At 59.5% G+C, this 24234-nt stretch carries 23 protein-coding genes and 3 tRNA genes; 13 read left to right on the top strand and 13 right to left on the bottom strand.

Annotated elements, in window-relative coordinates:
• Positions 1-40 precede the first annotated feature (40 nt).
• The 5 genes from KHA73_RS09135 to KHA73_RS09155 are packed head-to-tail and all read right to left on the bottom strand — an operon-like array spanning position 41 to position 5900.
• Positions 41-760: an enoyl-CoA hydratase-related protein gene (locus tag KHA73_RS09135; RefSeq protein ID WP_234590434.1), complete on the bottom strand. Its 720-nt coding sequence runs from the start codon at positions 758-760 to the stop codon at positions 41-43.
• Positions 753-1925: an MFS transporter gene (locus tag KHA73_RS09140; protein WP_234590436.1), complete on the bottom strand. Its 1173-nt coding sequence runs from the start codon at positions 1923-1925 to the stop codon at positions 753-755. Before KHA73_RS09140 ends, KHA73_RS09135 begins: the two co-directional genes overlap by 8 nt.
• Positions 1922-3133 carry a 5-aminolevulinate synthase gene (gene hemA, locus KHA73_RS09145; protein WP_234590437.1) on the bottom strand — a complete coding sequence of 404 codons (1212 nt, stop codon included), beginning with the start codon at positions 3131-3133 and terminating at the stop codon, positions 1922-1924. The genes KHA73_RS09140 and hemA overlap by 4 nt, the downstream gene beginning before the upstream one ends.
• Before the next feature lie 16 nt (positions 3134-3149).
• Positions 3150-4361: an acetyl-CoA C-acyltransferase gene (locus KHA73_RS09150; protein ID WP_314725574.1), complete on the bottom strand. Its 1212-nt coding sequence runs from the start codon at positions 4359-4361 to the stop codon at positions 3150-3152.
• Between the two features lie 9 nt (positions 4362-4370).
• Positions 4371-5900, bottom strand: coding sequence for a 3-hydroxyacyl-CoA dehydrogenase NAD-binding domain-containing protein (locus KHA73_RS09155; protein ID WP_234590439.1), 1530 nt, complete (start codon positions 5898-5900; stop codon positions 4371-4373).
• A 347-nt stretch (positions 5901-6247) separates the two neighbouring features.
• On the opposite strand from KHA73_RS09155, the gene KHA73_RS09160 reads away from it, so the two are divergent.
• Entirely contained in the window at positions 6248-6964 is a 717-nt protein-coding gene (locus KHA73_RS09160) for a LuxR family transcriptional regulator (RefSeq protein ID WP_234590441.1), read from the top strand.
• A 182-nt stretch (positions 6965-7146) separates the two neighbouring features.
• Entirely contained in the window at positions 7147-7575 is a 429-nt protein-coding gene (locus KHA73_RS09165) for a universal stress protein (protein ID WP_234590443.1), read from the top strand.
• Between the two features lie 39 nt (positions 7576-7614).
• Here the strand turns inward: KHA73_RS09165 and KHA73_RS09170 are convergent, their stop codons facing one another.
• The 5 genes from KHA73_RS09170 to KHA73_RS09190 form a co-directional block, all read right to left on the bottom strand.
• Entirely contained in the window at positions 7615-8628 is a 1014-nt protein-coding gene (locus KHA73_RS09170; protein WP_234590445.1) for an Ldh family oxidoreductase, read from the bottom strand.
• 20 nt (positions 8629-8648) lie between these two features.
• Positions 8649-10214: an APC family permease gene (locus KHA73_RS09175; RefSeq protein ID WP_234590447.1), complete on the bottom strand. Its 1566-nt coding sequence runs from the start codon at positions 10212-10214 to the stop codon at positions 8649-8651.
• A 44-nt stretch (positions 10215-10258) separates the two neighbouring features.
• Positions 10259-11875 (bottom strand): aldehyde dehydrogenase (NADP(+)), encoded by a 1617-nt coding sequence (locus KHA73_RS09180; protein WP_234590448.1) that lies wholly within the window; start codon positions 11873-11875, stop codon positions 10259-10261.
• Between the two features lie 55 nt (positions 11876-11930).
• Positions 11931-12851, bottom strand: a complete 921-nt coding sequence (locus KHA73_RS09185; protein WP_234590450.1) for a dihydrodipicolinate synthase family protein — start codon at positions 12849-12851, stop codon at positions 11931-11933.
• A 209-nt stretch (positions 12852-13060) separates the two neighbouring features.
• The gene (locus KHA73_RS09190) at positions 13061-13906 is read right to left on the bottom strand and encodes an AraC family transcriptional regulator (protein ID WP_234590452.1); all 846 of its coding nucleotides are present in this window, start codon (positions 13904-13906) and stop codon (positions 13061-13063) included.
• Between the two features lie 389 nt (positions 13907-14295).
• On the opposite strand from KHA73_RS09190, the gene KHA73_RS09195 reads away from it, so the two are divergent.
• Genes KHA73_RS09195 through KHA73_RS09210 form a run of 4 tightly spaced genes read left to right on the top strand, consistent with a single transcriptional unit; the run spans position 14296 to position 17881 of the window.
• Positions 14296-15243: a 4-hydroxyproline epimerase gene (locus KHA73_RS09195; protein ID WP_234590454.1), complete on the top strand. Its 948-nt coding sequence runs from the start codon at positions 14296-14298 to the stop codon at positions 15241-15243.
• Positions 15243-16370, top strand: a complete 1128-nt coding sequence (locus KHA73_RS09200) for an NAD(P)/FAD-dependent oxidoreductase (RefSeq protein WP_234590456.1) — start codon at positions 15243-15245, stop codon at positions 16368-16370. The genes KHA73_RS09195 and KHA73_RS09200 overlap by 1 nt, the downstream gene beginning before the upstream one ends.
• Positions 16363-16623 (top strand): (2Fe-2S)-binding protein, encoded by a 261-nt coding sequence (locus KHA73_RS09205; RefSeq protein WP_234590457.1) that lies wholly within the window; start codon positions 16363-16365, stop codon positions 16621-16623. The genes KHA73_RS09200 and KHA73_RS09205 overlap by 8 nt, the downstream gene beginning before the upstream one ends.
• Positions 16616-17881, top strand: coding sequence for an NAD(P)/FAD-dependent oxidoreductase (locus KHA73_RS09210; protein ID WP_234590458.1), 1266 nt, complete (start codon positions 16616-16618; stop codon positions 17879-17881). Before KHA73_RS09205 ends, KHA73_RS09210 begins: the two co-directional genes overlap by 8 nt.
• Before the next feature lie 52 nt (positions 17882-17933).
• Here the strand turns inward: KHA73_RS09210 and KHA73_RS09215 are convergent, their stop codons facing one another.
• Positions 17934-18293 (bottom strand): hypothetical protein, encoded by a 360-nt coding sequence (locus KHA73_RS09215; protein WP_252961725.1) that lies wholly within the window; start codon positions 18291-18293, stop codon positions 17934-17936.
• A 583-nt stretch (positions 18294-18876) separates the two neighbouring features.
• On the opposite strand from KHA73_RS09215, the gene KHA73_RS09220 reads away from it, so the two are divergent.
• Positions 18877-19308 (top strand): hypothetical protein, encoded by a 432-nt coding sequence (locus KHA73_RS09220; protein WP_234590460.1) that lies wholly within the window; start codon positions 18877-18879, stop codon positions 19306-19308.
• 21 nt (positions 19309-19329) lie between these two features.
• On the opposite strand, the gene KHA73_RS09225 is transcribed toward KHA73_RS09220, so the two are convergent.
• Together KHA73_RS09225 and KHA73_RS09230 are read right to left on the bottom strand one after the other, a co-directional pair.
• Positions 19330-19671 (bottom strand): GlpM family protein, encoded by a 342-nt coding sequence (locus KHA73_RS09225; RefSeq protein WP_234590461.1) that lies wholly within the window; start codon positions 19669-19671, stop codon positions 19330-19332.
• A 117-nt stretch (positions 19672-19788) separates the two neighbouring features.
• Entirely contained in the window at positions 19789-20013 is a 225-nt protein-coding gene (locus KHA73_RS09230) for a DUF2594 family protein (RefSeq protein ID WP_234590462.1), read from the bottom strand.
• A gap of 681 nt (positions 20014-20694) precedes the next feature.
• Here KHA73_RS09230 and uvrY point away from each other — a divergent pair.
• The 6 genes from uvrY (at position 20695) to KHA73_RS09260 (ending at position 24230) form a co-directional block, all read left to right on the top strand.
• Positions 20695-21351 carry a UvrY/SirA/GacA family response regulator transcription factor gene (uvrY, locus tag KHA73_RS09235; protein WP_061798271.1) on the top strand — a complete coding sequence of 219 codons (657 nt, stop codon included), beginning with the start codon at positions 20695-20697 and terminating at the stop codon, positions 21349-21351.
• Positions 21344-23176 (top strand): excinuclease ABC subunit UvrC, encoded by a 1833-nt coding sequence (gene uvrC / locus KHA73_RS09240; protein ID WP_234590463.1) that lies wholly within the window; start codon positions 21344-21346, stop codon positions 23174-23176. The genes uvrY and uvrC overlap by 8 nt, the downstream gene beginning before the upstream one ends.
• Before the next feature lie 58 nt (positions 23177-23234).
• The gene (gene pgsA, locus KHA73_RS09245; RefSeq protein ID WP_234590464.1) at positions 23235-23783 is read left to right on the top strand and encodes a CDP-diacylglycerol--glycerol-3-phosphate 3-phosphatidyltransferase; all 549 of its coding nucleotides are present in this window, start codon (positions 23235-23237) and stop codon (positions 23781-23783) included.
• A 145-nt stretch (positions 23784-23928) separates the two neighbouring features.
• Positions 23929-24004 (top strand) — tRNA-Gly (locus tag KHA73_RS09250).
• Between the two features lie 56 nt (positions 24005-24060).
• Positions 24061-24134, top strand: a tRNA-Cys gene (locus KHA73_RS09255).
• A gap of 10 nt (positions 24135-24144) precedes the next feature.
• Positions 24145-24230, top strand: a tRNA-Leu gene (locus KHA73_RS09260).
• Positions 24231-24234: the final 4 nt, after the last annotated feature.

Consider the following 24234-nt stretch of genomic DNA (forward strand, 5'->3'; position numbering starts at 1 on the left):
TCAGAATAATCTTGGATATGGGGCCACGGCCAGCTGAAATTTAGCGTCCGGCTGCGGCGCGGCGAACCTGCTCCACCCAGCCTTGCTGATAGTCGAACGACGGCGCTTCGCGGTGCGCCAAACTCTGGCGCACAATAGCCTTCACCGCCTGGCTGGCGAAGGGATCCTTTTGCGCAATCTGCCGGGCCAGCTGCAGCGCGTCTTCCAACGCCGGGCCTTCGCTGAGGCGTGAAATGGCCCCGTGCCGCAGGGCCTCTTCCGCGCCGACTATTCTGCCGGTGAGCAGCCAGTCGAGCGCGATATAGGGCGAGATACGCGCCGGCAGCCGCGCGCAGCCGCCCTGGGCGGCCACCAGGCCGAGGCCGGTTTCCGGAAAGCTGAAACGGGCATGGCGCTGGGCGACAATCAGATCGCAGGCCAGCGCTATTTCAAAACCGCCGCCGAAAGCGATGCCGTCGACGGCGGCGACGATCACTTTGCTGAGCCGTGCGTGGATGATGCCGCCAAATCCGCCCGGCGCCACCACCGGCAGTTCCCCCTGGCGAAAAGCCTGCACGTCCATGCCGGCGGAAAACGCCTCCGGCTGGCCCGTCAGCACGATGACCCGCACCTTTTCATCCCGCTCGGCCCGTTGCAGGTGCATCTGAATCAGCTCGGCCATCCGCAGGTTGATGGCGTTCTTTTTTTCCGGCCGGTTGAGGGTGATAACGGCGATATGGTCGTCGTGGCGTTCATAGAGTACCGGCGGCAATTCACTCATCTATGGGCTCTCCCTGAAAAAACACCAGAGTCAGCAGCAGGGCGATAGCCCCCAGCGGCAGCGAGAACAGCGGCAGATAATGCGCCGGCAGGGCATAGAGCGTCAGGCCGCCCAACATGCCGCCGGCGGCGATGCCGGCGTACAGCACCGAGCTGTTCAGCGAGACGGTAAGCGCGCCAAAACGCTTGGATAGCGACAGCAGATGGTGCTGGATGGGCACCAGATACATCCAGCCGGTAATGCCCCACACCAGGAAGATGGCCAGCACCCACCAGGCGGAGGTGACATAAAAAGCGAGCAGGAACAGCGACGCAGTTTGGACGGACACCGAAAACAGCAGCACGAATTTGCTGCCGAGGGTGTCGGTCAGCAGGCCGGACACCAGGTTGCCGATCACCGCACCCACGCCGAACACCAGCAGCGCGATGGGCAAAATGGCGCTTGGCCCCAGCTGGGTGTTTTTCAACAACACGCTGACATAGCTGTAGACGATGTGCTCCGAACAGACGGCGAAGAAGGTGATCAGCAGCGTGGTCAACACCGTTTTTTGCCGCAGCGGGGCAAGGCGCTCTTTCAACGTGTGTTTACCCGGCGGCGCAATGGCGCGCAGCGCCAGTGAAAGCCCCAGCAACGCAAAGGCGCCGAGCAGGGCGATAAACAGGAAGATTTCCCGCCAGCCGATGAGTTTGGCGAGGAAGGTGCCGAAGGGAATGCCGAGGGCGATCGCCAGCGTCATGCCGCCATACACGATAGAGATAGCCAATCCCCGGCGTTTCTCCGCAACCAACCCGACGGCCGCCGCCGCGGCCTGCGGGGTGTAGCAGGCCGCGCCCAATGCGGCCAGCACGCGGCCGAGCGAAATCTGCAAATAGCTGGTGGCGAAGGCGCACGCCAGGTTGCCGGCGATAAACAGCACCAGGGCCATCTGCAGAATGCGTTTGCGATTGACGTTGCCCAACAGCCAGGCGGTCAGCGGGGCAAACAGCATATAGGCCAAGGCAAAGATTGAAATCAACTGCCCCGCCTGAGCGGGGCTGACGGCAAAGGTCTCTGAGATGTCGCTGAGCACGCCGGCGACAATAAACGCGTCGGTGCCGATGGCGAAGGTGCCGGTCGCCATCAGGCACAGCGTCAGAAAATGGCCGTTATAGTCCGCTAACCTCATCCTGCCCTCCGTAAGTCATTCGCCACCCAGACCTTGCTCAATGCCGCCAGGAATGCATCCACGTCGGCGTGGGAATGCGCCGAGGTGGGCGTCACGCGCAGCCGTTCGCTGCCGGCGGGCACCGTTGGCGCATTGACTGGCTGAACATAGATGGCGTACTCATCGAGCAAGACCTTGCTGATATGCTTGTTGCGATGGGGATCGCCTACCAGCACCGGCAGAATATGGCTGTCTTGCGACACCAGCGGAATACCGGCGGCGCGCAGCCCGGTTTTCAGATGCTCGACAATCGCCAGCAGGTGTTTGCGCTGGGTGTCATGTTCGAGATTATATTTGAAGCTGGCCAGCGCGGCGGCGACCACCGGCGCGGGAGACGAGGTGCTGAAAACGAACGCCGGCGCCCAGCTGCGCACCGCCTCGACCACGACCCGCGGCGCCGCAATATAGCCGCCCGCCGCGCCATAGGATTTGCCGAAGCCGCCCTGAATCACGGTAATTTTATCCAACAGCCCCAGCTGCTCGGCATAGCCCAGCCCACGCTCGCCGTAAACGCCGGCGGAGTGGATTTCGTCCAGATAGGTGAGCGCCTGATGTTTTTCCGCCAGCGCCACAATCTGCGCCAGCGGGGCAAAGTCGCCGTCCATCGAATAAAGCGATTCGAAGGCGATCAGCTTCGGCCGCGCCGGATCTTCCGCCGCCAGCAGTTCGGCGAGGTGTTCTACATCGTTGTGGCGAAAGATTTTTTTCTCCGCTTTGCTGTAGCGGATGCCATAGATCATCGACGCATGGTTCAACTCGTCGGAAAACACGATCAGATTGGGAATGGCGTCGCACAGCGTGGATAACGTGGCGTCGTTAGCGCCGAACCCAGTGGTGAACAGCAGGGCGGACTCCTTGCCGTAGGCGCTGGCCAGCAGGGTTTCCAGCTCGCCGTGATAGACCGAAGTGCCGGAAATGCTGCGCGCGCCACAGGTGCCCAACCCCACCCGGTTGACCGCCTCGGTGGTCGCCAACAGCACTTTGGGGTGATGGCTCATCGCCAGGTAGTCATTCGAGCACCAGACGTTGAGACGGCGTTCTCCCTGCTGCTCATGGCTGGTGGCCCAGGGCTTATCCTGCACGCCGCGTTCGAGGTTAAGGAATTCGCGGAATCGGCCCTGTTTCTTGGTTTCCGCCAGTTTTTCTTCGAGTATGTTCAATACGCTCATGGGATATTCCTTAACGTTAGAGGGCTTTAACAACCAATGACACACCCTGGCCGACACCGACACACAGGGTGACCAATGCATTGTTCAACTGCCGGGCATTCAGCTCCAGCGCGGCGGACAACACCAGACGCGCGCCGGACATGCCCAACGGATGGCCGAGGGCGATCGCGCCGCCGTTCGGATTGACTCGCGTATCGTCAGCGGCGATCCGCCAGTGTTTCAGCACCGCCACTACCTGCGCGGCGAAGGCTTCATTAATCTCGATCACATCGAAATCGTTCAGGGTAAAACCGCTGCGCTGCAGCAGCCGGTCAGTCGCCGCTATCGGACCCAGCCCCATCAGCGCCGGTGCCACGCCGGCGGTCGCGCTGTCGCCTATCTCCGCCAATGGCCGTAGCCCCTGACGTTTCACATAGCGGCCCGAGGCCAGCAGCAGCACGGCGGCGCCGTCGTTAATGCCGGAGGCGTTGCCGGCGGTGACGCTGCCGTCGGCGGCGAACGCCGGTTTCAGCGCCTGCAACTGCGGCAGCGTGCTGTGGCGCGGGAACTCATCCTGAGAAAATATCCCGGTGGTTTTTCTGCCGGTCGGCACTTCCAGCGGGGTGATTTCTTGTGCCAACCGGCCGCTGGCGATGGCGTTTTGGGTTTTCTGCTGCGACGCCAGAGCGAAAAGATCCTGTTCCTCGCGGGAAATACGCTGCTGCCGAGCCACGTTTTCCGCCGTGACGCCGAGTGGATCGCTGCCGTAGCGCTCCGCCAGCCGCGGGTTGACGAAGCGCCAGCCCAGGGTGGTGTCGTAAAGTTTTACCCCCTTGTCGAAGGGCGTTTCGCTTTTCGACAGCACATAGGGGGCGCGGCTCATGCTCTCTACCCCGCCGGCCAGCACCAGATCGCTGAGCCCGCTCTTAATTTTCGCGCCGGCGTAAATCACCGCATCCAATCCAGAGGCGCACAGCCGATTGAGGGTAATGGCCGGCACCGATTGTTCCAGCCCGGAAAGCAGCGCCGCCATGCGCGCGACGTTGCGATTATCTTCGCCTGCCTGATTGGCGCAGCCCAGAACCACTTCATCCACCTCTGCTTCAACCGCCGGATGCCGTTGCAGCAGGGCGCGGATCATGGCCGCCGCCATGTCGTCGGGGCGGGTTAGCGCCAGGCTGCCGCCGTAGGCGCCGATCGCCGTGCGGGTGCCGTCGATCAGGTAGACCCCGTCATCTTTCATCGTCATCATTTTTCCTTAGGGTGCGGTCGCCAGAGCGGGCCGGGGGACATTCAACAAAGAGTAATGCGGGTAGTAGCGCGCCGAATGCAGCAGCTGCGCCATGTTGTCCAGGAGGGTCTTGACGTTTTTTTGCCCCAACAGCGCCAGCCAGTCGAAGATGCCGTTGGCGTAGTTCACGCCGGCGACGGCGGCGATATCGATATCTTCCCGGCGGCACACGCCGCTCTCCACCATAATCACCGATTCATTGATCAGGCTGCCTATCACGCGGGCGACAATCAGGGCTGGCGAGTCTTTGATAAATTCAACCTGAGGGATCAGGCTGTGCAGCAGGTTTAAAAACAGCGACTTATTGGCTTGCCGGGCGTGCTGATTGTGCGCCGCCACCAGGTAGGGGGTATCGGCGTAGTCCAGTGCGGCATCAACCACGAAAACATCGAGCGCGCTGTGGTCGGCGAGCTGATTCGCCGTTCGGCCGTCGGTGACTTTAATGATAAAAGCCTCGTCGACCTGAATAAATGCGCCCAGCCCCGGCTGTTCCGGCTGGTGCTCCCAGCGCAACGCCGGCCTGACGGCCTGCGCGCTGCGTTGCAGTAAAGCGAACAGAGGATGGCTGCCGTGAAAGCGCAGCACGTCGGGAAACGCCTCAACGGCCGCTGGCGGGGTATGCGCCGCCGTGGCGGCGGTAAAGAACGAACGGCCGTTCTTCTTCCCCAACAAACCGGCATCCACCAGGGAACGCTGCAGGTGGCCGGGGGTATAGCGCGGATCATATTGCATATCCTGCCAAATCTGCCGGCTGACCTGATAGTTGATATCCTGGCCGATAAAGTCGGTCAGCTCCAGCGGCCCCATGCGAAAGCGCCCTCCGGCTTTAAGCGCGCTGTCTATCTGCGCCGCCTGCGCCACGTTTTCTTCCAGCAGGCGGAAACCCTCCAGATAAAAAGGGCGCGCCATCCGGTTAACGATAAAACCCGGTGTGGCTTTGCAAACCACAAACTGCTTGCCGATAGCTTCAACCAGGCGTTGGCAGCGCTGAATAGCGCTCTGGGAGGTGAAGTAGGCGGGGATGATCTCAATCAGCTTCATCAAAGGCGCCGGATTGAAAAAGTGCAGACCGATAAAACGTTCGCCGTGTGCCACGGCGGTCGCCAGCTTATTCAGTGACAGTGAGGACGTATTGGTGGCGATGATGGTCTCCGCCTTGACCCCGGCGGAGATAGCCGCCAAAATCTCGAGCTTGGTTTGCTCCTGTTCGGCGATGCTTTCAATCACCAGGTCACTGTCGGCGATGGCATCGAATTCGGCGGAGAAAATCAAATTGGCTAACACTTCGCCCTTTTTCTGTGGGCTTATTTTCCCCTGAGCGACCCTTTTATCCAGATCCTGAAGAATATATTCTCGCGCCTGACTGAGATTATTGCCGTTGCGGTTGTAAAGCACCGTTCGGATACCGCTCTGCGCCAAAAGGTAGGCAATGCCTCTGCCCATGGTGCCGGCGCCGATGACTGCCGCCGAATGAATGACTGAATTATTCTCTGCCATATAAAATCCCCGTGACTGTTTTATGCAATGCATAATTCGCAAATGCTTATAATCTATTCGGATTTAGAGCGACACCGGGTGCCTGTGGCGAAAGTAATTGGCGGGAACTTTCTTGTCCAACGGTAAAACTGACAGGTTTACAATATCGGGTCGTTATGCTATTCGCAGAATTACGCTAAACAGGGAGGGGAATTCGGTTATTTCCCGGATATTACCGTACTGATAGCTTTTTTTGTTATAGCCATTGTATTTTTTATTATATGAAACGGCTACTGACGCTCACCGCCTTACTCTATAGTTAACCTCACTAATAAATTGCCGGCGCAGCTATCTGGAGAGACCGTTTTATGGATTATCGCACTCAGGTTTTAATGGCGGAGATACTCGGCAGCTTGCCCGAGCGCGAGGCGTTTTTACGCCAGCTGGCGCCCAGCGCCCGGGCGCTGGGCTTTGAGTACTTTTCTTATATCGTGTTTTCCTGCTACCCCGCCAGCCGGCCAAAAATGCTTATCGAAGGCAACTTCCCGGCGGAATATATGGATGACTATCGCAAATTGCGCATCTATCTGCAGGATCCGGTGATTGAACAGGCTCACCATTCGACGCTGCAGTTCCGCTGGGATGAACCCTTTTACCGCGACAGGCCAGAGCTGTGGTGGCGTATGGCGCAATTCGGCATACGGGAGGGGTGGTCACAGTCCATTAAGGATTGTTATGGCCGGTTGGGTATTCTCACTTTCGCCGGTGAGAGAGTTCCGCAGCAGGATCCGGCAGCCAGTGCGGCTAACGAGACCTTTTTCCTGTGGCTGGCCCAGACCGCCCATAAGACGCTGAGGGAAGGGCTGATATCGGTTAACGACGAGGCGATAAAAGACGTGCTGACGCTGCGCGAGAAGGACATTCTACGCTGGTGCAGCGAAGGGAAAACCTCGGAGGAAATTGCGCTGTTGATGGGGTTAAGCGAGCGTACGGTGAATTTCCATATTGCCAACGCCATTAAAAAACTCTCGGTCGCCAATAAAACCGCCGCGACCGCCAAGGCAGTTTATTTGCAGCTTATTTAATCACGGGTGAAAAATAATTAATTGCCTATCGGTTAACCTTGCTATGTTTATATTTTGTTAAAATATCAATTGCCTGCTGCAGTATTTATCCCCCGATCACAAAAGCGCGATAAAGCGGTTCACCCCATGCATGCCCGGCAGTACCCTGTAGGCACCCCGGTTTTACATAAAAAGGACGTGATATGTACAAGACTATTTTAGTGCCGATAGATATTGAAGAGGATTTGCTGACTGAACATGCGCTCCAGCACGTGGAATATCTGGCGAAGATGTCCGGCGCCAAAGTGCATTTTTTCCACGCGCTGCCGGATGCATCGGCGTTTGTCACCGCCTATTCGTTTGGCATCAAAGAGTTTGAAAACCAGGCGGAAGTTAAAGCGGTGGATAAACTCAAGAAAATCATGTCGGAAATCGATATCCCGCTCGATCGCCTCAATTACACCATCAGCTTTGGTTCACCGCGCGATCAGGTGCTGCAGCTGGCCGAAGAGATTGACGCCGATCTCATTATCATTGGCTCGCGCCGCCCGAGCGTGAAAACCTATCTGCTGGGTTCTAATGCGGCGGCTATCGTCCGCCACGCCAACATCTCGGTGATGGTGGTTCGCTAATCCAGGCAGAGCAGGCCGCCGCCCGGCGGCCTGCTGCCGTTAACGGCACAGCGCTGCAATCTCGTCATACAGCCCTGTGGGTATCTCGATCCCCGATAGTTCACTCTGTTGCCGTCGCTGATAGCGCCTCTCTCCCGGAATACGCGCCCCTTGCGCCTGCATGTCGGCAAACATCGCCTCCGCCCGGGCGAAATACTTTGCCCTGTCCGCGCCGAGAAAGCGCTCGGGATCCAGGGCGATAACCAGTTCACCGCCGTAGGGCGAGGAGCCGGTCCGTTCGTCGTAGGCCAACGACTCCTTGCTGGTGAGGTCGCCGATCAGCGGCCCGGCCAGCAGTTCCACCATGGCCGCCAACGCCGAACCCTTATGCCCGCCAAAGGTCAGCATTGCGCCTTCCAGCACGCTGACGGGGTCGGTGCTGGGGTTGCCGGCGCTGTCGATACCCCAGCCTTCTGGCAGCGGGGTACCGGCGCGGCGGTGCAGCTCAATTTCGCCGCGCGCCGCCGCGCTGGTTGCCATATCGAATAAAAACGGCGGCCGCCCGGGCCGTGGCCAGCCGAAGGCGATGGGGTTGGTGCCGAACAGCGGGCGGCTGCCCCCGGCCGGCGTCACCCAGGCATGGCTCGGCGTGCAGGCCAGCGCCACCAGGCCCTTTTCGGTCAGGGGCTCGATGTCGGCCCACAGGGCGGAAAAGTGCACGCAGCGGTTAATCGCCAGCGCGGCGATGCCGTTGGCGCGCACCTTATCGATAAAGTCCGGCAGCGCGCGGCGATAGGCCAGCAGCGAGAAGGCGCCACCGGCATCCACCTGCAGGATTGCCGGGGCGCGATCGTTAAGCTTCGGCTGCGCGTCGGCGGAAACTTTGCCGGCGTGCAGTGAGCGGATGCAGCCCAGCAGGCGGTACAGGCCGTGCGAGGCGCAGCCGTCGCGCTCGCCGTGGGTGACGTTCTGCGCCACCGCTTCGGCGTGCGCCTGGCTGAAGCCATTGTTGAGCAGGGCGCTCAGCGCCAGCTGATAGGCTTGATCCAGCGACAGATTGCGGGTTTGCGTCATCTCGGCTTCCTCCTTGGTTATCACTCTTCTTCATCTCCGACGAAATTCGCCTGAGGTAAACAGGTATAGGCGCCCCAGTAGTAAATCACCAGTGCGATTACCGCTACCGTGATGGTGTCCCAGGGGTGGCCGATGGCGCCGATGCCGCCGAAGCTGCTGAGGTAAGAGACGGCGATCAGCAAGGCATAGAAGGCGATCAGCCATAGCGATGACCAAATCTGTTGCTTCAGGCTGACGGCATGCGTCGGCACCTGGTTTTTAAACAGGATATAGACCACGAACATCAGAATTTGCAGCCCAAGCAGCCAGGATACGGTGCTCCAACCCGACCAGAAGACGATCAGCGCCGAGATGATAAACGACAGCGGGCCGAGCACGCAGAACCCGCGCACCCGGAATGGGCGAGGCAGGTCAGGGGCGTTGCGCCGCAGGCCGGCGGCGGTCACCGGCGCAATGGCGTAGCTCAGCACCAGCGCGGCAGACACAACGCCGATCAATTTCTCCCAGGAAGGGAAAGGCAGCGTCCAGAATACCGACAGGGCGAAGGTCAGCCACAGCGCCGGGCGCGGGATGCCGGACTCGCCGTCTACGCGGGTGAAAATTTTAAAGAAGGTGCCGGCGCGCGCCCAGCCGTAGATCACGCGCGGCGTAGCGTTCATATAGATATTGCCGGTGCCGCTTGGCGAAACGATAGCGTCGCTGACGACCAGAAATGCCAGCCAGCCCATGCCCAGCGTGATGGCGATATCGCGGAACGGCAGCGAAAACTGCTGGCCGATGCCGGCCCAACCGCCGCTCAACAGGCTGCTGGGGATGCTGCCGAGGAAGGCGATTTGCAGCAGCACATAGATGATGGTGGACAGCACCACCGATAGGATCAGTGCGATGGGAATAGTGCGCTGTGGTTTTTGCACCTCGCTGGCGACCGAGATGATCGGTGTCAGGCCCAGGTAGGCGAAGATGATGCCGCCGGCGGAAATGGCGGCTTCAACGCCGGCGGAACCAAAGGGCGCGAAGCCCTGGCTGTGCAGATTCTCCGGCTGGAAGAAGCTGAACAGCACTACGATCACCAGCAGCGGCACCAGGAACTTCAGCACGCTGATCAGGTTGTTGGATTTGGCGAAGGTTTTCACGCTGTAGTAATTGAGCGCGAAGAAAAAGCACAATAGCGCCAGCTGCACCAGCCAGCCAAGCAGCGTCGGGTCGCCGGAGCCGGGCTGGCTGAGGAAAGGGAACCAGGCGGCGGCGTATTGACGCGCCGCCACCACCTCGATGGCGATCAGACTGGAGAAGGCGATAAGCGTGATAAAACCCAGCAGGTAGCCCATCAATTCACCGTGTGAAAACACCGGGTAGCGAATGATGCCGCCGGCGCGCGGCAGCGCCGCGCCCAGCTCGCAGTAAACGATGCCGAGCAGCAGCACCGCCAGGCCGCCGATCAGCCAGGAGTAAATGCCGGCGGGGCCGGCGATGGAAGAAACGTGGCTGGCGGCGAACAGCCAGCCGGAACCGAAAATTGCGCCCAGGCCGATAAACGTTAGATCGGTGAGCGTGAGCTGCTTCTTGAATTTGCCTTGGGTTGTCATGGTATTGCCCTTTTGTTATTGGATGGCATACAGATGCGGCCGGGCTAGTTTTTGGCAGATGGTTCCATGGGCTCTCTGGTGTAGACGCCGTTAACCAACCGCAGCAGGTTGAGCGGGTTGGCGTCTTGCAACGGAGGGGGCAGCAGCGCCGCGGGGTAATTTTGCAGGCAGACCGGGCGCAGGAAACGCTCGATGGCCAACGTGCCCACCGAGGTGCCGCGCGCATCGCTGGTGGCCGGGTAGGGCCCGCCGTGCACCATGGCGTCGCACACTTCCACGCCGGTCGGGTAGCCATTGCACAGCACCCGGCCAGCCTTGCGGGCGAGTAACTGGGCCAGGCCGGCGGCGTCGGCAAGCTCGTCGTCATCCGCCAGCAACGTGGCGGTCAGTTGCCCCTGTAAAGCCTCCAGCGCCGCCTGCAGCTGCTCGGTGGTATCGGCCTCCACCAAAATCGCGACGGGGCCAAATACCTCTTGCTGCAACAGCGGGTCGCCCTGCAGCAGCAGCGCGACATCGGCCTGGTACAGCTGCGCGGCGGCAAGATAGGGCGCTCTTTGGCGCTGGCCGGCCAGGTGACGGATGCCCTGATGTGCGTCCAGCGCCTGCAACCCCAGGTGATAGTGTTCCAGCGTGCCGGGATTCAGCATCGGCTGCGGGGCAGTGGCGTTGACCCTGGCGGCGAGTTCGTCGATCAACCGGCTTAACGCCGGGCCGCGTCGGCCGATAATCAGCCCCGGTTTGGTGCAAAACTGGCCGCAGCCCAGGGTGAAGGACGCCACCAGCTCCTGGGCGATTTGCTGCCCACGCCGCGCCAGCGCCTGCGGCAGGATCACCACCGGGTTGATGCTCGACATCTCGGCGAACACCGGGATCGGTTGAGGGCGACGCATCGCCAGATCGAACAGGGTTCTGCCGCCCTTCAAGGATCCGGTAAAGCCCACGGCCTGAATAGCCGGATGCTGCACCAATTCGGCCCCCACGCGGTCGCCGAAAATCATGTTGAACACCCCAGGCGGAATGTTTTGCCGCTCTCTGGCCCGTTCTATGGCCTGCGCCGTCAGCTCTGCGGTGATCATGTGGCCGGTGTGCGCCTTGAACACCACCGGGCAGCCGGCGGCCAGCGCGGCGGCGGTGTCACCGCCCGCGGTGGAGAACGCCAACGGGAAATTGCTGGCGCCAAACACCGCCACCGGGCCAAGCGCGGTGCGGTATTGCCGCAGGTCCGGGCGCGGCAAGGGCGTGCGTTCCGGCAGCGCGGAGTCGATGCGTGCGGCGTGCACGTCGCCGCGGCGCAGCAGTTTGGCGAACAGCCGCATCTGGCCGCTGGTTCTGGCGCGTTCGCTGCTCAGGCGAGCCAGCGGTAATGCGGTTTCCTGCGTAGCTAAGGCGAAAAAGTCTTCCCCCAGCGCATCGAGCTGTTCGGCGATGGCGTCAAGAAAATCGGCGCGGCGGTCGGTGCTGAGTTGTGAATAGGCGGCAAAGGCGCGCGCGGCGCACTCTGCGGCGGCGGCGGTTTCGGCCGGTGTGGCCGAATGAAAGCGGTAGCCGGTGGGCTGGCCGTTGTCGGCGCGCAGGCTGACCAGCTCGGCTTCGCCGCTGGCGCAGCGACGGCCGCCGATAAACTGTTGGCCGCGAATGGCGGCGCAGTGGTCGTTGGGCATAGGAACCCCCGATAGTCAAAAGACGGCGCCCGGCCAGGCCGGGCGAGGAATGGGATTACAGGCCGACGTTCGGCAGCGTTGGGCGGTTGGCCAGCGCTTTTTCGACCACGGCGGTCACCTCCGCCAGCGTCTCGCCCTGCAGCGCCAGGCGTGGCGGGCGGGTGACGGCGCTGCCGCGGCCTACCAGCTGTTCGCACAGCTTGATGCACTGGACCAGATCCGGACGCGCATCCAGGTGCAGCAGCGGCATAAACCAGCGGTACAACGCCAGCGCCTCTTCGAAGCGCTTTTCTTGCGCCAGGCGGAACAGGGTTTCTCCCTCGCGCGGGAAGGCGTTGGACATGCCGGAAATCCAGCCCTGCGCGCCGACGGCGACGCTTTCCAGCACCACGTCGTCCAGCCCGGCGAACAGCACGAAGCGATCGCCGACTTCGTTGCGCAGATCGATAAAGCGACGGGTGTCGCCCGAGGAGTCCTTAAAACAGACGATGTTGTCGCAGTCGACCAGCGAGGTCAGGATGTCGGGCGTGACGTCATTTTTGTAGATCGGCGGATTGTTGTAGACCATGATCGGCAGGTCGGTGGCGCCGGCGACGCTGCGAAAGTGCGCGGCGGTTTCATGGGGTTTGGCGGAATACACCAGCGCCGGCATCACCATAATGCCGTCGACGCCGACCTTCTGCGCTTCGCGCGCCATATTCTGCGCAAAGGCGGTGGTGAATTCGGCTATGCCGGCGATGACCGGCACTTTACCTTCTGCGGCGTCTTTGGCCACTTCGATCACCGCCAGCTTTTCCTGCACCGTCATTGACGTGTTTTCACCGACGGTGCCGCAAACCACCAGGCCCGACACGCCGTCGTGGACCAGGTTTCTGATCACCCTGTGGGTGGCGTCGAGATCCAGCGAAAAATCGCTGCGGAACTGGGTGCTGACCGCCGGAAATACGCCGCTCCAGCTGATGGCTTGTTGGCTCATAAATGTTTTCCTGTCGTCCAATATTGTTAATGAATGGTGAACTATTGGTGAATTTCACTAACAGATTGACCGGTATTGCTCGCTGGGGCTTGACGGTTTTCGCCGATTGCCATGACGAAATTGGCACAGTGGCGGCAGAATGCAAACGTGAAAAAAATCGGCGCGGCGCGCGCCGGTGATGAAGGTTTTTTCCAAAATAAATCAGTTGATTAAACTGAAAGCGTCAGGCGGAAGTCGCGCGGCGTGGAGCCGGTCATCGCCTTGAATTGGCGGCTGAAGGCGCTGTGATCGGTATAGCCGCACAGCAGGGCGATGTCGGTGATCGGCAGATCGCCTGCCAGCAGTTCGGTGGCCTTTTCCAGCCGCACCTTATGGATCATTTGGCGCGGCGTGAGGTGGAATATGCGCTTACAGTAACGCTCGATCTGCGCCACCGACAGCCCGGTGAGCGCGGTCAGCTCCTCAAGGGCGATGGGCCGGGCGTAATGGCGGCGGATATGAATGTCGATCGCCGCCAACCGCTGATAGGCGGGATGGTTGGCTTTGGCCTCCTGCAGATCGTGCGAAATGCCCGCCATGCCGATGATCTTGCCCTGTGCGTCGCACAGCGCCAGCTTTTGCGTCAGGCACCAGCCGGTCTCCCGGCCGTTGTACAGGTGCATTTCCAGCTGGTCCTGGATCACCACGCCGTGGCGCAGTACGCGCAAATCTTGCTCGGTATAGCCGGAGCCGAGCTGCGCCGGGAACACGTCGGCGGAGGTTTTGCCCAGCAGCGGCGCGACAGTTTTAAACCCGCAGCGTCTGGCCAGCGTCAGGTTGGCCAGCAGGTAACGAGCCTGCACATCCTTGATGAAAAACACCACGTTGGGGATGGCGTTGAGCAACGGTGCGATCAGCGCCAGCGCGTTCAGCAGATCGTTCAGGCTGCCTGGGCGCTGCTGCGCCAGCCCGTCGCACAGCCGCGAGAGGTGCTCAACGGCGAAAATGTCATCTTCCGGCAGCCCGATAACCGGCGGAGGGGAAGAAGAAACCTGATGGTCTGGGGTTAATCGCATAGCAATACCTTTTCGGCCGTTTGCCGCAGAGTCTGAAGTTCAGGTTGGCGCTTCCGCATCAATATTAACTTTTATGTAACTTATCAAGCGCTATTTCCCGGCGGCTGCCAAATATGCGGATTGCCGCATACTTTTGCCGAACAACGCAGGCGGCTTTTCCGCGAACTGCGGCGCTTTACGCAAGATTTCGGTCTGTCACATAAATAACTAAATGATAAATAAGGTTATTTTTATGACGTCTTTTGAAAAGAGGGAGGCGTTCGATTTTGCTGGGTTAATGACACTATGCTGATTTCTCCATCCGCTTCGCCGAAAAACATCAAGCCGCGGCGGGCGTATTCGGTCAGGCTAGCGCCATTGGTAACATTCCGTTAACCCAGGAGACGCCGATGGCACTTTCTTCGCACATTACCGCTTTGCGGGCGATCGATTCCCATACTGGCGGGGAGCCGACCCGCCTGATCATTGACGGATTTCCCGATCTGGGCGACGGCAGCATGGCGGAGCGAAAGGCGCGGTTTGCGCTGCATTATGACGACTGGCGCGGCGCGCTAATCCTTGAACCGCGCGGCAACGATGTGCTGGTCGGCGCGCTGCTGTGCCAGCCGAGCTCGCCGTTGGCTACCGCCGGGGTGATCTTTTTCAATAACGCCGGCTATTTGGGCATGTGCGGCCACGGCACTATCGGATTGGTGGCCTCGCTGGCCTACCTGGGCCGTATCGAGGCCGGGCGCCATGTGATCGAAACGCCGGTCGGTACGGTCAACGCCACGCTGCACGATGACGGCAGCGTCACGGTGGAGAACGTCGCGGCCTATCGTTACCGCCGGCAGGTGCAGGTTGAGGTCAGCGGCTATGGCCCGGTGGTGGGCGATATCGCCTGGGGCGGCAACTGGTTCTTCCTGATCGGTGAAACGCCTCTGGCGATCGACACCGACAACCTGGACGCCCTGACCGCCTTTAGCTGGGCGGTGCGGCAGGCGCTTGAACTGGCGGGCATTTGCGGAGCAGACGGCGGGGTGATCGATCATATCGAGCTTTTCGCCGACGACGAGCGTGCCGACAGCCGCAATTTCGTGCTGTGCCCCGGCAAAGCCTACGACAGATCGCCGTGCGGCACCGGCACCAGCGCCAAGCTGGCCTGCCTGGCGGCGGACGGCAAGCTGCAGCCGGATGAAATTTGGCGGCAGGCCAGCGTGATTGGCAGCGAATTCAGCGCTTACTATCGCCGCAGCGGCGATCGGGTAACGCCTTTTATTCGTGGCCAGGCTTATGTATGCGCCGACAGCCGGCTGTTGCTGGATGAACGCGATCCTTTCGTTTGGGGGATTCGCTGATGTCCGGCGGCCAGGTGGCGGACGTGATTGTGGTGGGGGCCGGTATTATCGGCGCCGCCTGCGCCTGGCGACTGGCGCACGAAGGCTACCGCGTGCGGGTGGTGGATAACCGGCGCCCGGGGGCGACCGCCGCAGGCATGGGGCACCTGGTGTGCATGGATGACAACCCCGCCGAACTGGCGCTGAGCGCCTACTCGCTGCAGCTGTGGCGCGGCGTGACTGAACGCATGCCGGCGCACTGCGCCTGGCGCGGCTGCGGCACGCTGTGGTTGGCGGAAAAGCCGGAAGAAATGGCCGTTGCCGCGCTGAAACGAGCGCGGCTGGCGGAGTATGGCGTGGTGGCGGAGGCATTAAGCTCCGCCCAGATCGCCGAGCGTGAACCCATGTTGCGAACCGGTCTGGCGGGCGGTCTGCAGGTGCCCGGCGACGGCATTCTGTACGCGCCCAACGTGGCGCGGTGGCTGCTGGCGGATGCCGGTGATGCGGTCAGCGTCAGCATTGGCGAAGCCTCGGCGCTGGAAGAGGGGGCGGTGCTGTTGCGCGAAGGGGAGCGGCTGGCGGCGCCGCGGGTGGTGCTGGCCTGTGGCCTGCAGGCGGACCGCCTGCTGGCGCGGCCGCTGCTGAAGGCCAAAAAAGGGCATTTGGCGATCACTGACCGTTATCCGCAGCGGGTCCGGCATCAGCTGGTGGAACTGGGCTACGGCGCCAGCGCACACGCCAGCGATGGCACCTCGGTCGCGTTCAATGTGCAGGCGCGGCCAACCGGGCAGCTGTTGATCGGTTCTTCCCGCCAGTTTGATTCTCCTGGCGGCGCGCTGGATATGTCGGTGCTGGCGGCCATGCTCGCACGCGCGCAGCGCTTTCTTCCCGCCCTGGCGCAGATGAACATCATCCGCTGTTGGACCGGCCAGCGCGCCGCTTCTTCAGACGGGCTGCCGCTGTTGGGGCCGCATCCGCAGCATCCGTGGCTTTGGCTGGCGCTGGGCCATGAAGGGCTGGGAGTGACGACCGCGTTGGGCAGCGCCGCGTTAATTGCGGCGCAGATCGGCCGGCGGCGGCCGGAGATCGATGATACCCCCTATCTGGCGGCGCGGATGTTCGCCACAGAAGGCGGTCGTCATGAATGAGAAACGGGTGATGTTGTCGCTGACTATCGATGGTGACGTTTGCAAGGTGCCGGCGGGCATCAGCGTGGCGGCGGCGCTTAGCCTCAGCGGAAATGACTGCAGCCGGCTGTCGGTCAGCCACATGCCGCGCGCGCCTTATTGCGGCATGGGCATTTGCCAGGAGTGCCGGGTGAGCGTTGACGGTTTGCGGCGCCTGGCGTGCCAGACCCTGTGCCAGCCGGAGATGCGTATCGAGAGGATTGGCGATGAGTGATTTTCACTGCGAGGTGCTGATTGTCGGCGCGGGGCCTGCCGGGCTGGCGGCGGCGCGCGCGGCGGCGGAAAGCGGGCTGCGGATACGGGTGCTGGACGATAACCCGCGCCCCGGCGGGCAAATCTGGCGTGATGGGCCGCAGGTCAGGTTGCCTGCTCTGGCGCGCGAATATCGACAGCGCGTTGAAGCCCTGCCTAATGTGGCGCTGCAGAGCAGTTGCAAGGTGGTGGCGCTGCGAAAACCTGGGCAACTGATTTATGAGGACGCGGCGGGCTGTGGCACCATCAGCTACCGCCAGTTGATTTTATGCTGCGGCGCGCGGGAGCTGCTGCTGCCTTTTCCGGGATGGACGCTGCCGGGCGTTACCGGCGCCGGCGGGCTGCAGGCGCAAATCAAGCACGGGCTGCAGGTGGCGGGGGAACGGGTGGCGATTGCCGGCAGCGGCCCTTTGCTGCTGGCGGTAGCGGATTGCGTGATCCGCGCCGGCGGGGAGGTGGTAATGGTGGCGGAACAGGCGCCATTGGGCCGTCTTGCGGGCTTTGCCGGCGGGCTGTGGCGGTGGCCGGCGAAGCTGCGGCAATCTTTCTCGCTGTTTAATCGCCGCTACCGTGCGAGCAGCCATGTACTGGAAGCGGTGGGCGCACAGCGGCTTGAAGCTGTGCGGGTCATTCAAAACGGCCGTATAAAGAACATCGCCTGCGAGCGGCTGGCCTGCGGTTTTGGGCTGGTGGCGAACATTGAATTGGCGATGCTGCTGGGATGCCGTATTGCCGGCGACGCTATCGCCGTGGATCGCCAGCAGAAAACCAGCCTGCCGCAGGTTTATGCCGCCGGAGAATGCACCGGCGTCGGCGGCAGCGAGCTGTCATTGGCCGAGGGCGCGATTGCCGGCTATGCCGCGACGGGAAACCGTGAACGGGTAGCGGCGCTGCTGGCGCAGCGCGATAAATGGCGGCTGTTCGCCGGTTCTGTGGCGCGCACCTTTGCGCTTGGCCCGCAGCTGGCGGCGCTCGCCACGCCGGAGACCCTGCTGTGCCGTTGCGAAGACGTGGCGATGGCGCAACTTACCGGGCAGCCAAATTGGAGCGCGGCAAAGTTGGCCAGCCGCTGCGGTATGGGAGCCTGCCAGGGAAAGATCTGCGCGACTGCGGCGCGGCAGCTGTTTGGCTGGCCGCTGCCTTCGCCGAGGGTGCCGCTAACGCCGGTGCGCACTGAAACGCTGGCCAGCCTGGGGAGGGCAGAGGCCGAGGGCGAATAGCGTTTTCCGGCGGGCGGAGGGAACCCCGGTATGGCGCAGGGCGCCGGTTGCATTACCACTGCGGCCAGTAATAGGTTTTTTCGTGCCAGCCTTTGCCGTACATGCAGGCTTCGATAGTCGCATCTCTGGCGGCGGCGTTGCGGTCGTTTTGCACCGTTTTAAACGATGGTCGTTTCTCATAACGATAGCCTGAGGGGCAGTCGTGCTTATTCTTTTCGCAGCCGACGTATTCATTCTCGTAGGCGAACTCAACGTCTCTCACCATATCGGGTGGAAAACGATCGTAGCCGCGGCTGCGGCACTCGGCATATTCCATGTCACGGGTGCTCTTCACTGCACCGGGCTTCTCCCATTGGGTGCACGCAGCCAGCATCAATAAGGGTAATACGATCAAATAGCGGTAAATCTTCATGGTGTCCCTAACTCTTCCTAATCCATCACAAGCGATCTTTACTAGGGATATTCCTAGTTAGCGATCGAGGGGGAGTGTAATAAACTGGGCTCTTAATTGGAAATGATAATGGTTATTGTTTAGCTGCGATTGAGGTCGCGGCGGTGCGCGTCATCCCCATTCGCCGCCCAGTGGCCGGTGATGCAGGGCACCGCGGGATGCTTCGAGCCGCTGCCTGTACAGGCTGTTCGGGAGAGATGTGCCATTGTGTCTTCCAATCTGTAATAGAGAGATGTTAATCGGAACTTAGATTTATCTTATTTGGCGGGGCCGTAACTTATATTTCAGATATTCGCCTGGCCATAATATTTAACCGCAAGGTTTCGCCTGCATTTTTATGTCGTTATATTTTCAGTAAACCAGGCCCTTAATAATCGGCTAATGCATTAGATACGAAGATTTGCCGCTTAGCGGGTTTTTTAGGCCAGGCCCAGGGGGCAAGAGGCGGGAAGTTATCCTATTTTCCCGCCTTTGGCGTATGAGCGCTACAGTTGCAGGCTATTCTCTTGCTACTATAAAAACTGATTTTTTTCAGGAGCTCAGAATGAAGCATTACGCCGCGTTATTTCTTGCCTCTGCATTGCTGACGGGCTGCGCCACTCAGGCTACGCCGCCTCAGCAAGCGGAACTGCCGCCACCCAGCCGCTTATTGCTTTATCAGAATGTCCCGCAAACGCCTTATGCCACGGTGGTCGTGGTGCGCGATAGCGGCATGCTGGCCGGCAGCTGCCGCACCGGCGTCTACATCAATGGGGAGTTCGCCGCCTCTTTGGCCGCTAAAGAAAAAGCGGAGTTCCGCGTGCCGGTGGGCAATAACGAAGTGAGCATCGGGCAGGATATGATTGAAAACAGCCTGTGCATCTGGCGCGACACTAACGGCAAATTGCCGATGACGTTGCGTGCGGGAGAAAACCGTTATTTCCGCATAGCGGGGGATATGCAGCGCGGTTTCGTTTTGCAGGCGGGCAGGCCCTAACCCTCTCTCGGCATGGGGCGTTTAGCGCCCCTGCCACCATCCCCATAGCGTGATTAACAGCCATGCCGCGGCAACCCAGCAGAGTACCGCCGCACCAAGCGCCAGCGAAAGCCGCAGGCTATTGACCAAAAAATACAGTGAAATCAAATACACCAGGTAGGGCAAGACGGCCCACATGCCAAAAATAAGCGTGGTTTTCAGGGCGGCGACAGAGCGCTCGTTGCCGACGATGTAATGGGCGATGAGAGCAAAAGTGGGGAACAGAGGCACTAAACCGGCGATGTAGTAGTTGCGGGTTTTGGCGAGTATGCCGATCAATACGACCACCAGAGCGCCGATCAACGCTTTGACAAGGATGCCCATAAGCTCCTCAGAGCAAAAGAAAATACACTGCCTGAAAGCACGTGCAAGATCAATCGCCCGCGCTGCGCGAGAGGGGAAAGCAGACCTGCGGAAACGGCAGATCTGCTGTGCGGCGGATTATTGGCGGTAGGCGTGCTTAATCTGCTGGATGCTGTTTTTGAAGACTTCAGCCTGGGCCGGATCCTCGATCTGGGCGATAAAGCGTTCCATGTTGATAATGACCTTCCCGGCATCAGCCTGGCCGATCGATTTCAGAATCAGCGTCAGCGTCGCTTTAAGGCAGGCAACCTCGGTGGCCAGCGTTTCCGGGTTTGCAGACGTAGTGAAATCAACGTTGCTCATTTTCTCTCCTGATATGTGAGGCCGAAGCCTGAAGCAAAGTGCATTTTGGTGCGCATCCGCGGCGCTCTTGAACCGCCGGGCGCGCGGAGGCGTATTTAACTGGGCGCGGAGTATAGCATAGCATGGGGCGGCCATCTGCACCGCGCGGCGTTAGCGGTGGGGCGCAGCGGGGCATAATGGCGCGCTGCGTTTGAATAATAGGCGAGTTATTTCGGCCTGGTTAATAAGTATTTGCCCGCCAGGAAATTGTTAAACATCCGGCATTATTTTAATTGCCAACCTTGCATTTTTCCCTTTTCGCGGGGGTTACTCTGAATAATTGTTTTTTTTCGCAGCGTTCGAGCGGTCAGGGGGATGGGGCTTCTGACTGGGCTTTAAATTTCAATAGATTACAAAAACAGCAGGCTCGTGCTAATATTATTCATGTCGTGATTGCTTACACTGATTTTCCCGCAGTTGTGTGATTGCCGCAGTATCATATGGTGTTAGTCGTACCCTAAGGTTATTTTTATCGACTCGTTTTCGGCGGCATAGACGGCTAGAATTGAAAAATCAGCTCTGCTCCGCAAAGTTAATCGGGAGTATGTATTAATCTGTATTCATTCTTGGCTGAAAAACCAGTAATATCTCTGGCGAAAACAGAGGCTGATTGCATTACTCCCTTTTTTTGGAGATTTTTCCTTGATTAGCGTTCTTCTTGTTGATGACCACGAACTGGTGCGCGCAGGGATACGACGCATTCTCGAAGATATCAAAGGCATAAAAGTTGTTGGTGAGGCCCAATGCGGTGAAGACGCCGTAAAATGGTGCCGTGGCAACGCCGTCGATATCGTGTTGATGGATATGAATATGCCGGGCATTGGCGGGCTGGAAGCCACGCGCAAAATTGTGCGTTATGCGCCGGATGTCAAGGTCATCATGTTGACTATACATACAGAAAATCCGTTGCCCGCAAAAGTGATGCAAGCGGGAGCCGCCGGTTACCTGAGCAAGGGCGCCGCGCCGCAGGAAGTGATCAACGCTTTGCGCTCGGTGCATGCCGGGCAGCGCTATATCGCGTCTGACATCGCCCAGCAAATGGCGCTAAGCCAGCTGGAGCCGCAGACCGAAACGCCGTTCAGCTGTTTGTCCGAACGCGAGCTGCAGATCATGTTGATGATTACCAAAGGCAAAAAGGTCAATGAGATCTCAGAACAGCTGAGCCTCAGCCCGAAAACGGTGAACAGTTATCGCTATCGCATGTTCAGCAAGTTGAACATCAGCGGCGATGTCGAACTGACCCACCTGGCTATCAGACACGGATTGTTCAATGCGGAGACGTTGTTAAGCAGTGAGTGATCGTTTTGATTCCAAAGCCTTTCTGAGCACCGTAACCAGCCAGCCCGGCGTCTATCGCATGTATGACGCCACGGGCACGGTTATCTACGTCGGCAAAGCCAAAGACCTGAAAAAACGTCTCGCCAGCTACTTCCGCCAGCAGGTTGGCAGCCGCAAAACAGAGACCCTGGTTAAAAATATTGCGCAAATAGACGTAACTGTTACCCATACCGAAACAGAAGCGCTGTTGCTGGAACATAACTACATTAAGTTGTACCAGCCGCGATATAATGTTCTTTTACGTGACGATAAATCTTATCCGCTGATTTTCCTCAGCGCGGACAGCCATCCGCGGCTGGCGGTGCATCGGGGGGCCAAGCACGCCAAAGGCGAGTACTTCGGGCCTTTCCCCAATTCCTACGCCGTGCGCGAGACGCTGGCACTGCTGCAAAAGCTGTTCCCGATCCGCCAGTGTGAAAACAGCGTATACCGCAATCGTTCGCGCCCGTGTCTGCAGTATCAGATTGGCCGCTGTCTGGGGCCCTGTGTCGCCGGCCTGGTGAGCGAAGAGGAATATCGGCAACAGGTAGACTATGTGCGCCTGTTCTTGTCCGGCAAGGATCAGCAGGTGTTGCACCAGCTGATTGAGCGAATGGAAAACGCCAGCAAGCTGCTGAATTTCGAAGAGGCGGCGCGCATACGCGATCAGATCCAGGCGGTGCGGCGCGTCACGGAACGGCAGTTCGTCTCTGGCGACAGCGACGATCTGGACGTGATTGGCGTAGCCTTTGACGCCGGTATGGCCTGCCTGCACGTGTTGTTCATTCGCCAGGGCAAGGTGCTGGGCAGCCGCAGCTATTTCCCGAAAGTGCCGGGCGGCACGGAAATGGCGGAAGTGGTGCAGACTTTCGTCGGCCAATTCTACCTGCAGGGCAGCCAGGCGCGCACCCTGCCAGGGGAGATCCTGCTGGATTTCACCCTGCCGGAAAAAGATCTGTTGGCCGAATCGCTTTCTGAGCTGGCGGGCCGCAAGATTCAGATTCAGAGCAAACCGCGCGGCGATCGCGCCCGCTATTTGAAGCTGGCGCGCACCAACGCGGCAACGGCTCTGACCACCAAACTCTCGCAGCAGTCGACGATTCACCAACGGCTGGCGGCGCTGGAGAAAGTGCTTAACCTGTCCGAAATCAATCGGATGGAGTGTTTCGACATCAGCCATACGATGGGGGAGCAGACGGTCGCTTCCTGCGTGGTGTTCGACGGCAACGGACCGCTGCGTTCGGAATATCGGCGCTACAATATCACCGGCATTACGCCGGGCGATGACTACGCCGCCATGGCGCAGGTGCTGAAACGCCGCTATGGCAAGGCGTTGGAAGAGAAAAAAATTCCAGACGTTATTTTTATCGACGGCGGCAAAGGCCAGCTCGGCATGGCGATCGAGGTGTTCAACTCGTTGAACGTCAGTTGGGATAAAAACAAGCCGTTGCTGATTGGCATCGCGAAGGGCGCCGATCGCAAGGCCGGGTTGGAAACGCTGTTCTTTGTGCCGGAAGGTGAGGGGATATCGCTGCCGCCGGATTCGCCGGCGCTGCATGTGATCCAGCATATCCGCGACGACTCGCACAATCATGCGATCACCGGGCACCGCCAGAGAAGGGCAAAAGTCAGAAATACCAGCGCGTTGGAACTGATCGAAGGCGTTGGGCCAAAACGGCGACAGGTGCTGTTGAAGTATATGGGTGGACTTCAACCATTATTGAACGCCAGCGTTGAGGAAATTGCAAAAGTGCCGGGTATTTCACAAGCATTGGCAGAAAAGATCTACAATGCATTGAAACACTGAGGGCAATGTAGCAACATACTCTTAATTCCCACTCCAGCCAGATAGTTAGCGTAGCATTATGCAATTGAATATACCGACGTGGCTTACCCTGTTTCGCGTAGTATTGATCCCGTTTTTTGTGTTGGCATTTTATCTGCCGTTCACCTGGGCTCCGATGGTTTGCGCCATCATCTTTGTGTTTGCTGCTGTAACCGACTGGTTTGACGGCTTTTTAGCCCGTCGTTGGAAGCAAACCACTCGCTTTGGGGCGTTTCTCGATCCGGTGGCGGACAAAGTGATGGTTGCCGTGGCGCTGGTGTTGGTGGCGGAACACTATCACAGCTGGTGGATCACGCTGCCGGCGGCCACCATGATCGCCCGTGAAATTATCATTTCGTCGCTGCGCGAGTGGATGGCGGAAATCGGTAAGCGCAGCAGCGTGGCGGTATCGTGGATTGGTAAAGTGAAGACCATGGCGCAGATGATGTCGCTGGTCGGGCTGCTGTGGCGCCCCGATCGTTCCGTTGAATATGTGGCGTTTGGCCTGCTGTACATCGCTGCGGTGCTGACTTTCTGGTCGATGTTCCAATATTTGAACGCTGCGCGAAACGATCTGCTTGAACCCTGATCAAAGCGCTGCAAAAATCGGCAAACGAACGTAATGAGCCAACAATTTTATTGACTCATTACGTCAGGCAAGTAGAATGCATCGCATCAGACGGCAGCGACGAATCGCCGAAAGATAGTAAAAAAATCAGCAAGTTCTGATTAATGCGGGAATAGCTCAGTTGGTAGAGCACGACCTTGCCAAGGTCGGGGTCGCGAGTTCGAGTCTCGTTTCCCGCTCCAAATTTGATGAAGTTGGCGTTTTTCCGACTTCAGCCTGAAAAGGCAAACAGAATTAAGGCGCGTTAACAAAGCGGTTATGTAGCGGATTGCAAATCCGTCTAGTCCGGTTCGACTCCGGAACGCGCCTCCAATTTTCCCGAGCCCGGGTGGTGAAATCGGTAGACACAAGGGATTTAAAATCCCTCGGCTTATGGCTGTGCGGGTTCAAGTCCCGCCCCGGGTACCAGGGA

Source organism: Serratia entomophila, assembly GCF_021462285.1.
Taxonomy (GTDB): Bacteria; Pseudomonadota; Gammaproteobacteria; order Enterobacterales; family Enterobacteriaceae; genus Serratia; species Serratia entomophila.

Bases quoted from the DNA above. Each gene is read 5' to 3' on its own strand.
- KHA73_RS09135 (WP_234590434.1), bottom strand. From the start codon at position 760: ATGAGTGAATTGCCGCCGGTACTCTATGAACGCCACGACGACCATATC.
- KHA73_RS09140 (WP_234590436.1), bottom strand. From the start codon at position 1,925: ATGAGGTTAGCGGACTATAACGGCCATTTTCTGACGCTGTGCCTGATG.
- hemA (WP_234590437.1), bottom strand. From the start codon at position 3,133: ATGAGCGTATTGAACATACTCGAAGAAAAACTGGCGGAAACCAAGAAA.
- KHA73_RS09150 (WP_314725574.1), bottom strand. From the start codon at position 4,361: ATGACGATGAAAGATGACGGGGTCTACCTGATCGACGGCACCCGCACG.
- KHA73_RS09155 (WP_234590439.1), bottom strand. From the start codon at position 5,900: ATGGCAGAGAATAATTCAGTCATTCATTCGGCGGCAGTCATCGGCGCC.
- KHA73_RS09160 (WP_234590441.1), top strand. From the start codon at position 6,248: ATGGATTATCGCACTCAGGTTTTAATGGCGGAGATACTCGGCAGCTTG.
- KHA73_RS09165 (WP_234590443.1), top strand. From the start codon at position 7,147: ATGTACAAGACTATTTTAGTGCCGATAGATATTGAAGAGGATTTGCTG.
- KHA73_RS09170 (WP_234590445.1), bottom strand. From the start codon at position 8,628: ATGACGCAAACCCGCAATCTGTCGCTGGATCAAGCCTATCAGCTGGCG.
- KHA73_RS09175 (WP_234590447.1), bottom strand. From the start codon at position 10,214: ATGACAACCCAAGGCAAATTCAAGAAGCAGCTCACGCTCACCGATCTA.
- KHA73_RS09180 (WP_234590448.1), bottom strand. From the start codon at position 11,875: ATGCCCAACGACCACTGCGCCGCCATTCGCGGCCAACAGTTTATCGGC.
- KHA73_RS09185 (WP_234590450.1), bottom strand. From the start codon at position 12,851: ATGAGCCAACAAGCCATCAGCTGGAGCGGCGTATTTCCGGCGGTCAGC.
- KHA73_RS09190 (WP_234590452.1), bottom strand. From the start codon at position 13,906: ATGCGATTAACCCCAGACCATCAGGTTTCTTCTTCCCCTCCGCCGGTT.
- KHA73_RS09195 (WP_234590454.1), top strand. From the start codon at position 14,296: ATGGCACTTTCTTCGCACATTACCGCTTTGCGGGCGATCGATTCCCAT.
- KHA73_RS09200 (WP_234590456.1), top strand. From the start codon at position 15,243: ATGTCCGGCGGCCAGGTGGCGGACGTGATTGTGGTGGGGGCCGGTATT.
- KHA73_RS09205 (WP_234590457.1), top strand. From the start codon at position 16,363: ATGAATGAGAAACGGGTGATGTTGTCGCTGACTATCGATGGTGACGTT.
- KHA73_RS09210 (WP_234590458.1), top strand. From the start codon at position 16,616: ATGAGTGATTTTCACTGCGAGGTGCTGATTGTCGGCGCGGGGCCTGCC.
- KHA73_RS09215 (WP_252961725.1), bottom strand. From the start codon at position 18,293: ATGAAGATTTACCGCTATTTGATCGTATTACCCTTATTGATGCTGGCT.
- KHA73_RS09220 (WP_234590460.1), top strand. From the start codon at position 18,877: ATGAAGCATTACGCCGCGTTATTTCTTGCCTCTGCATTGCTGACGGGC.
- KHA73_RS09225 (WP_234590461.1), bottom strand. From the start codon at position 19,671: ATGGGCATCCTTGTCAAAGCGTTGATCGGCGCTCTGGTGGTCGTATTG.
- KHA73_RS09230 (WP_234590462.1), bottom strand. From the start codon at position 20,013: ATGAGCAACGTTGATTTCACTACGTCTGCAAACCCGGAAACGCTGGCC.
- pgsA (WP_234590464.1), top strand. From the start codon at position 23,235: ATGCAATTGAATATACCGACGTGGCTTACCCTGTTTCGCGTAGTATTG.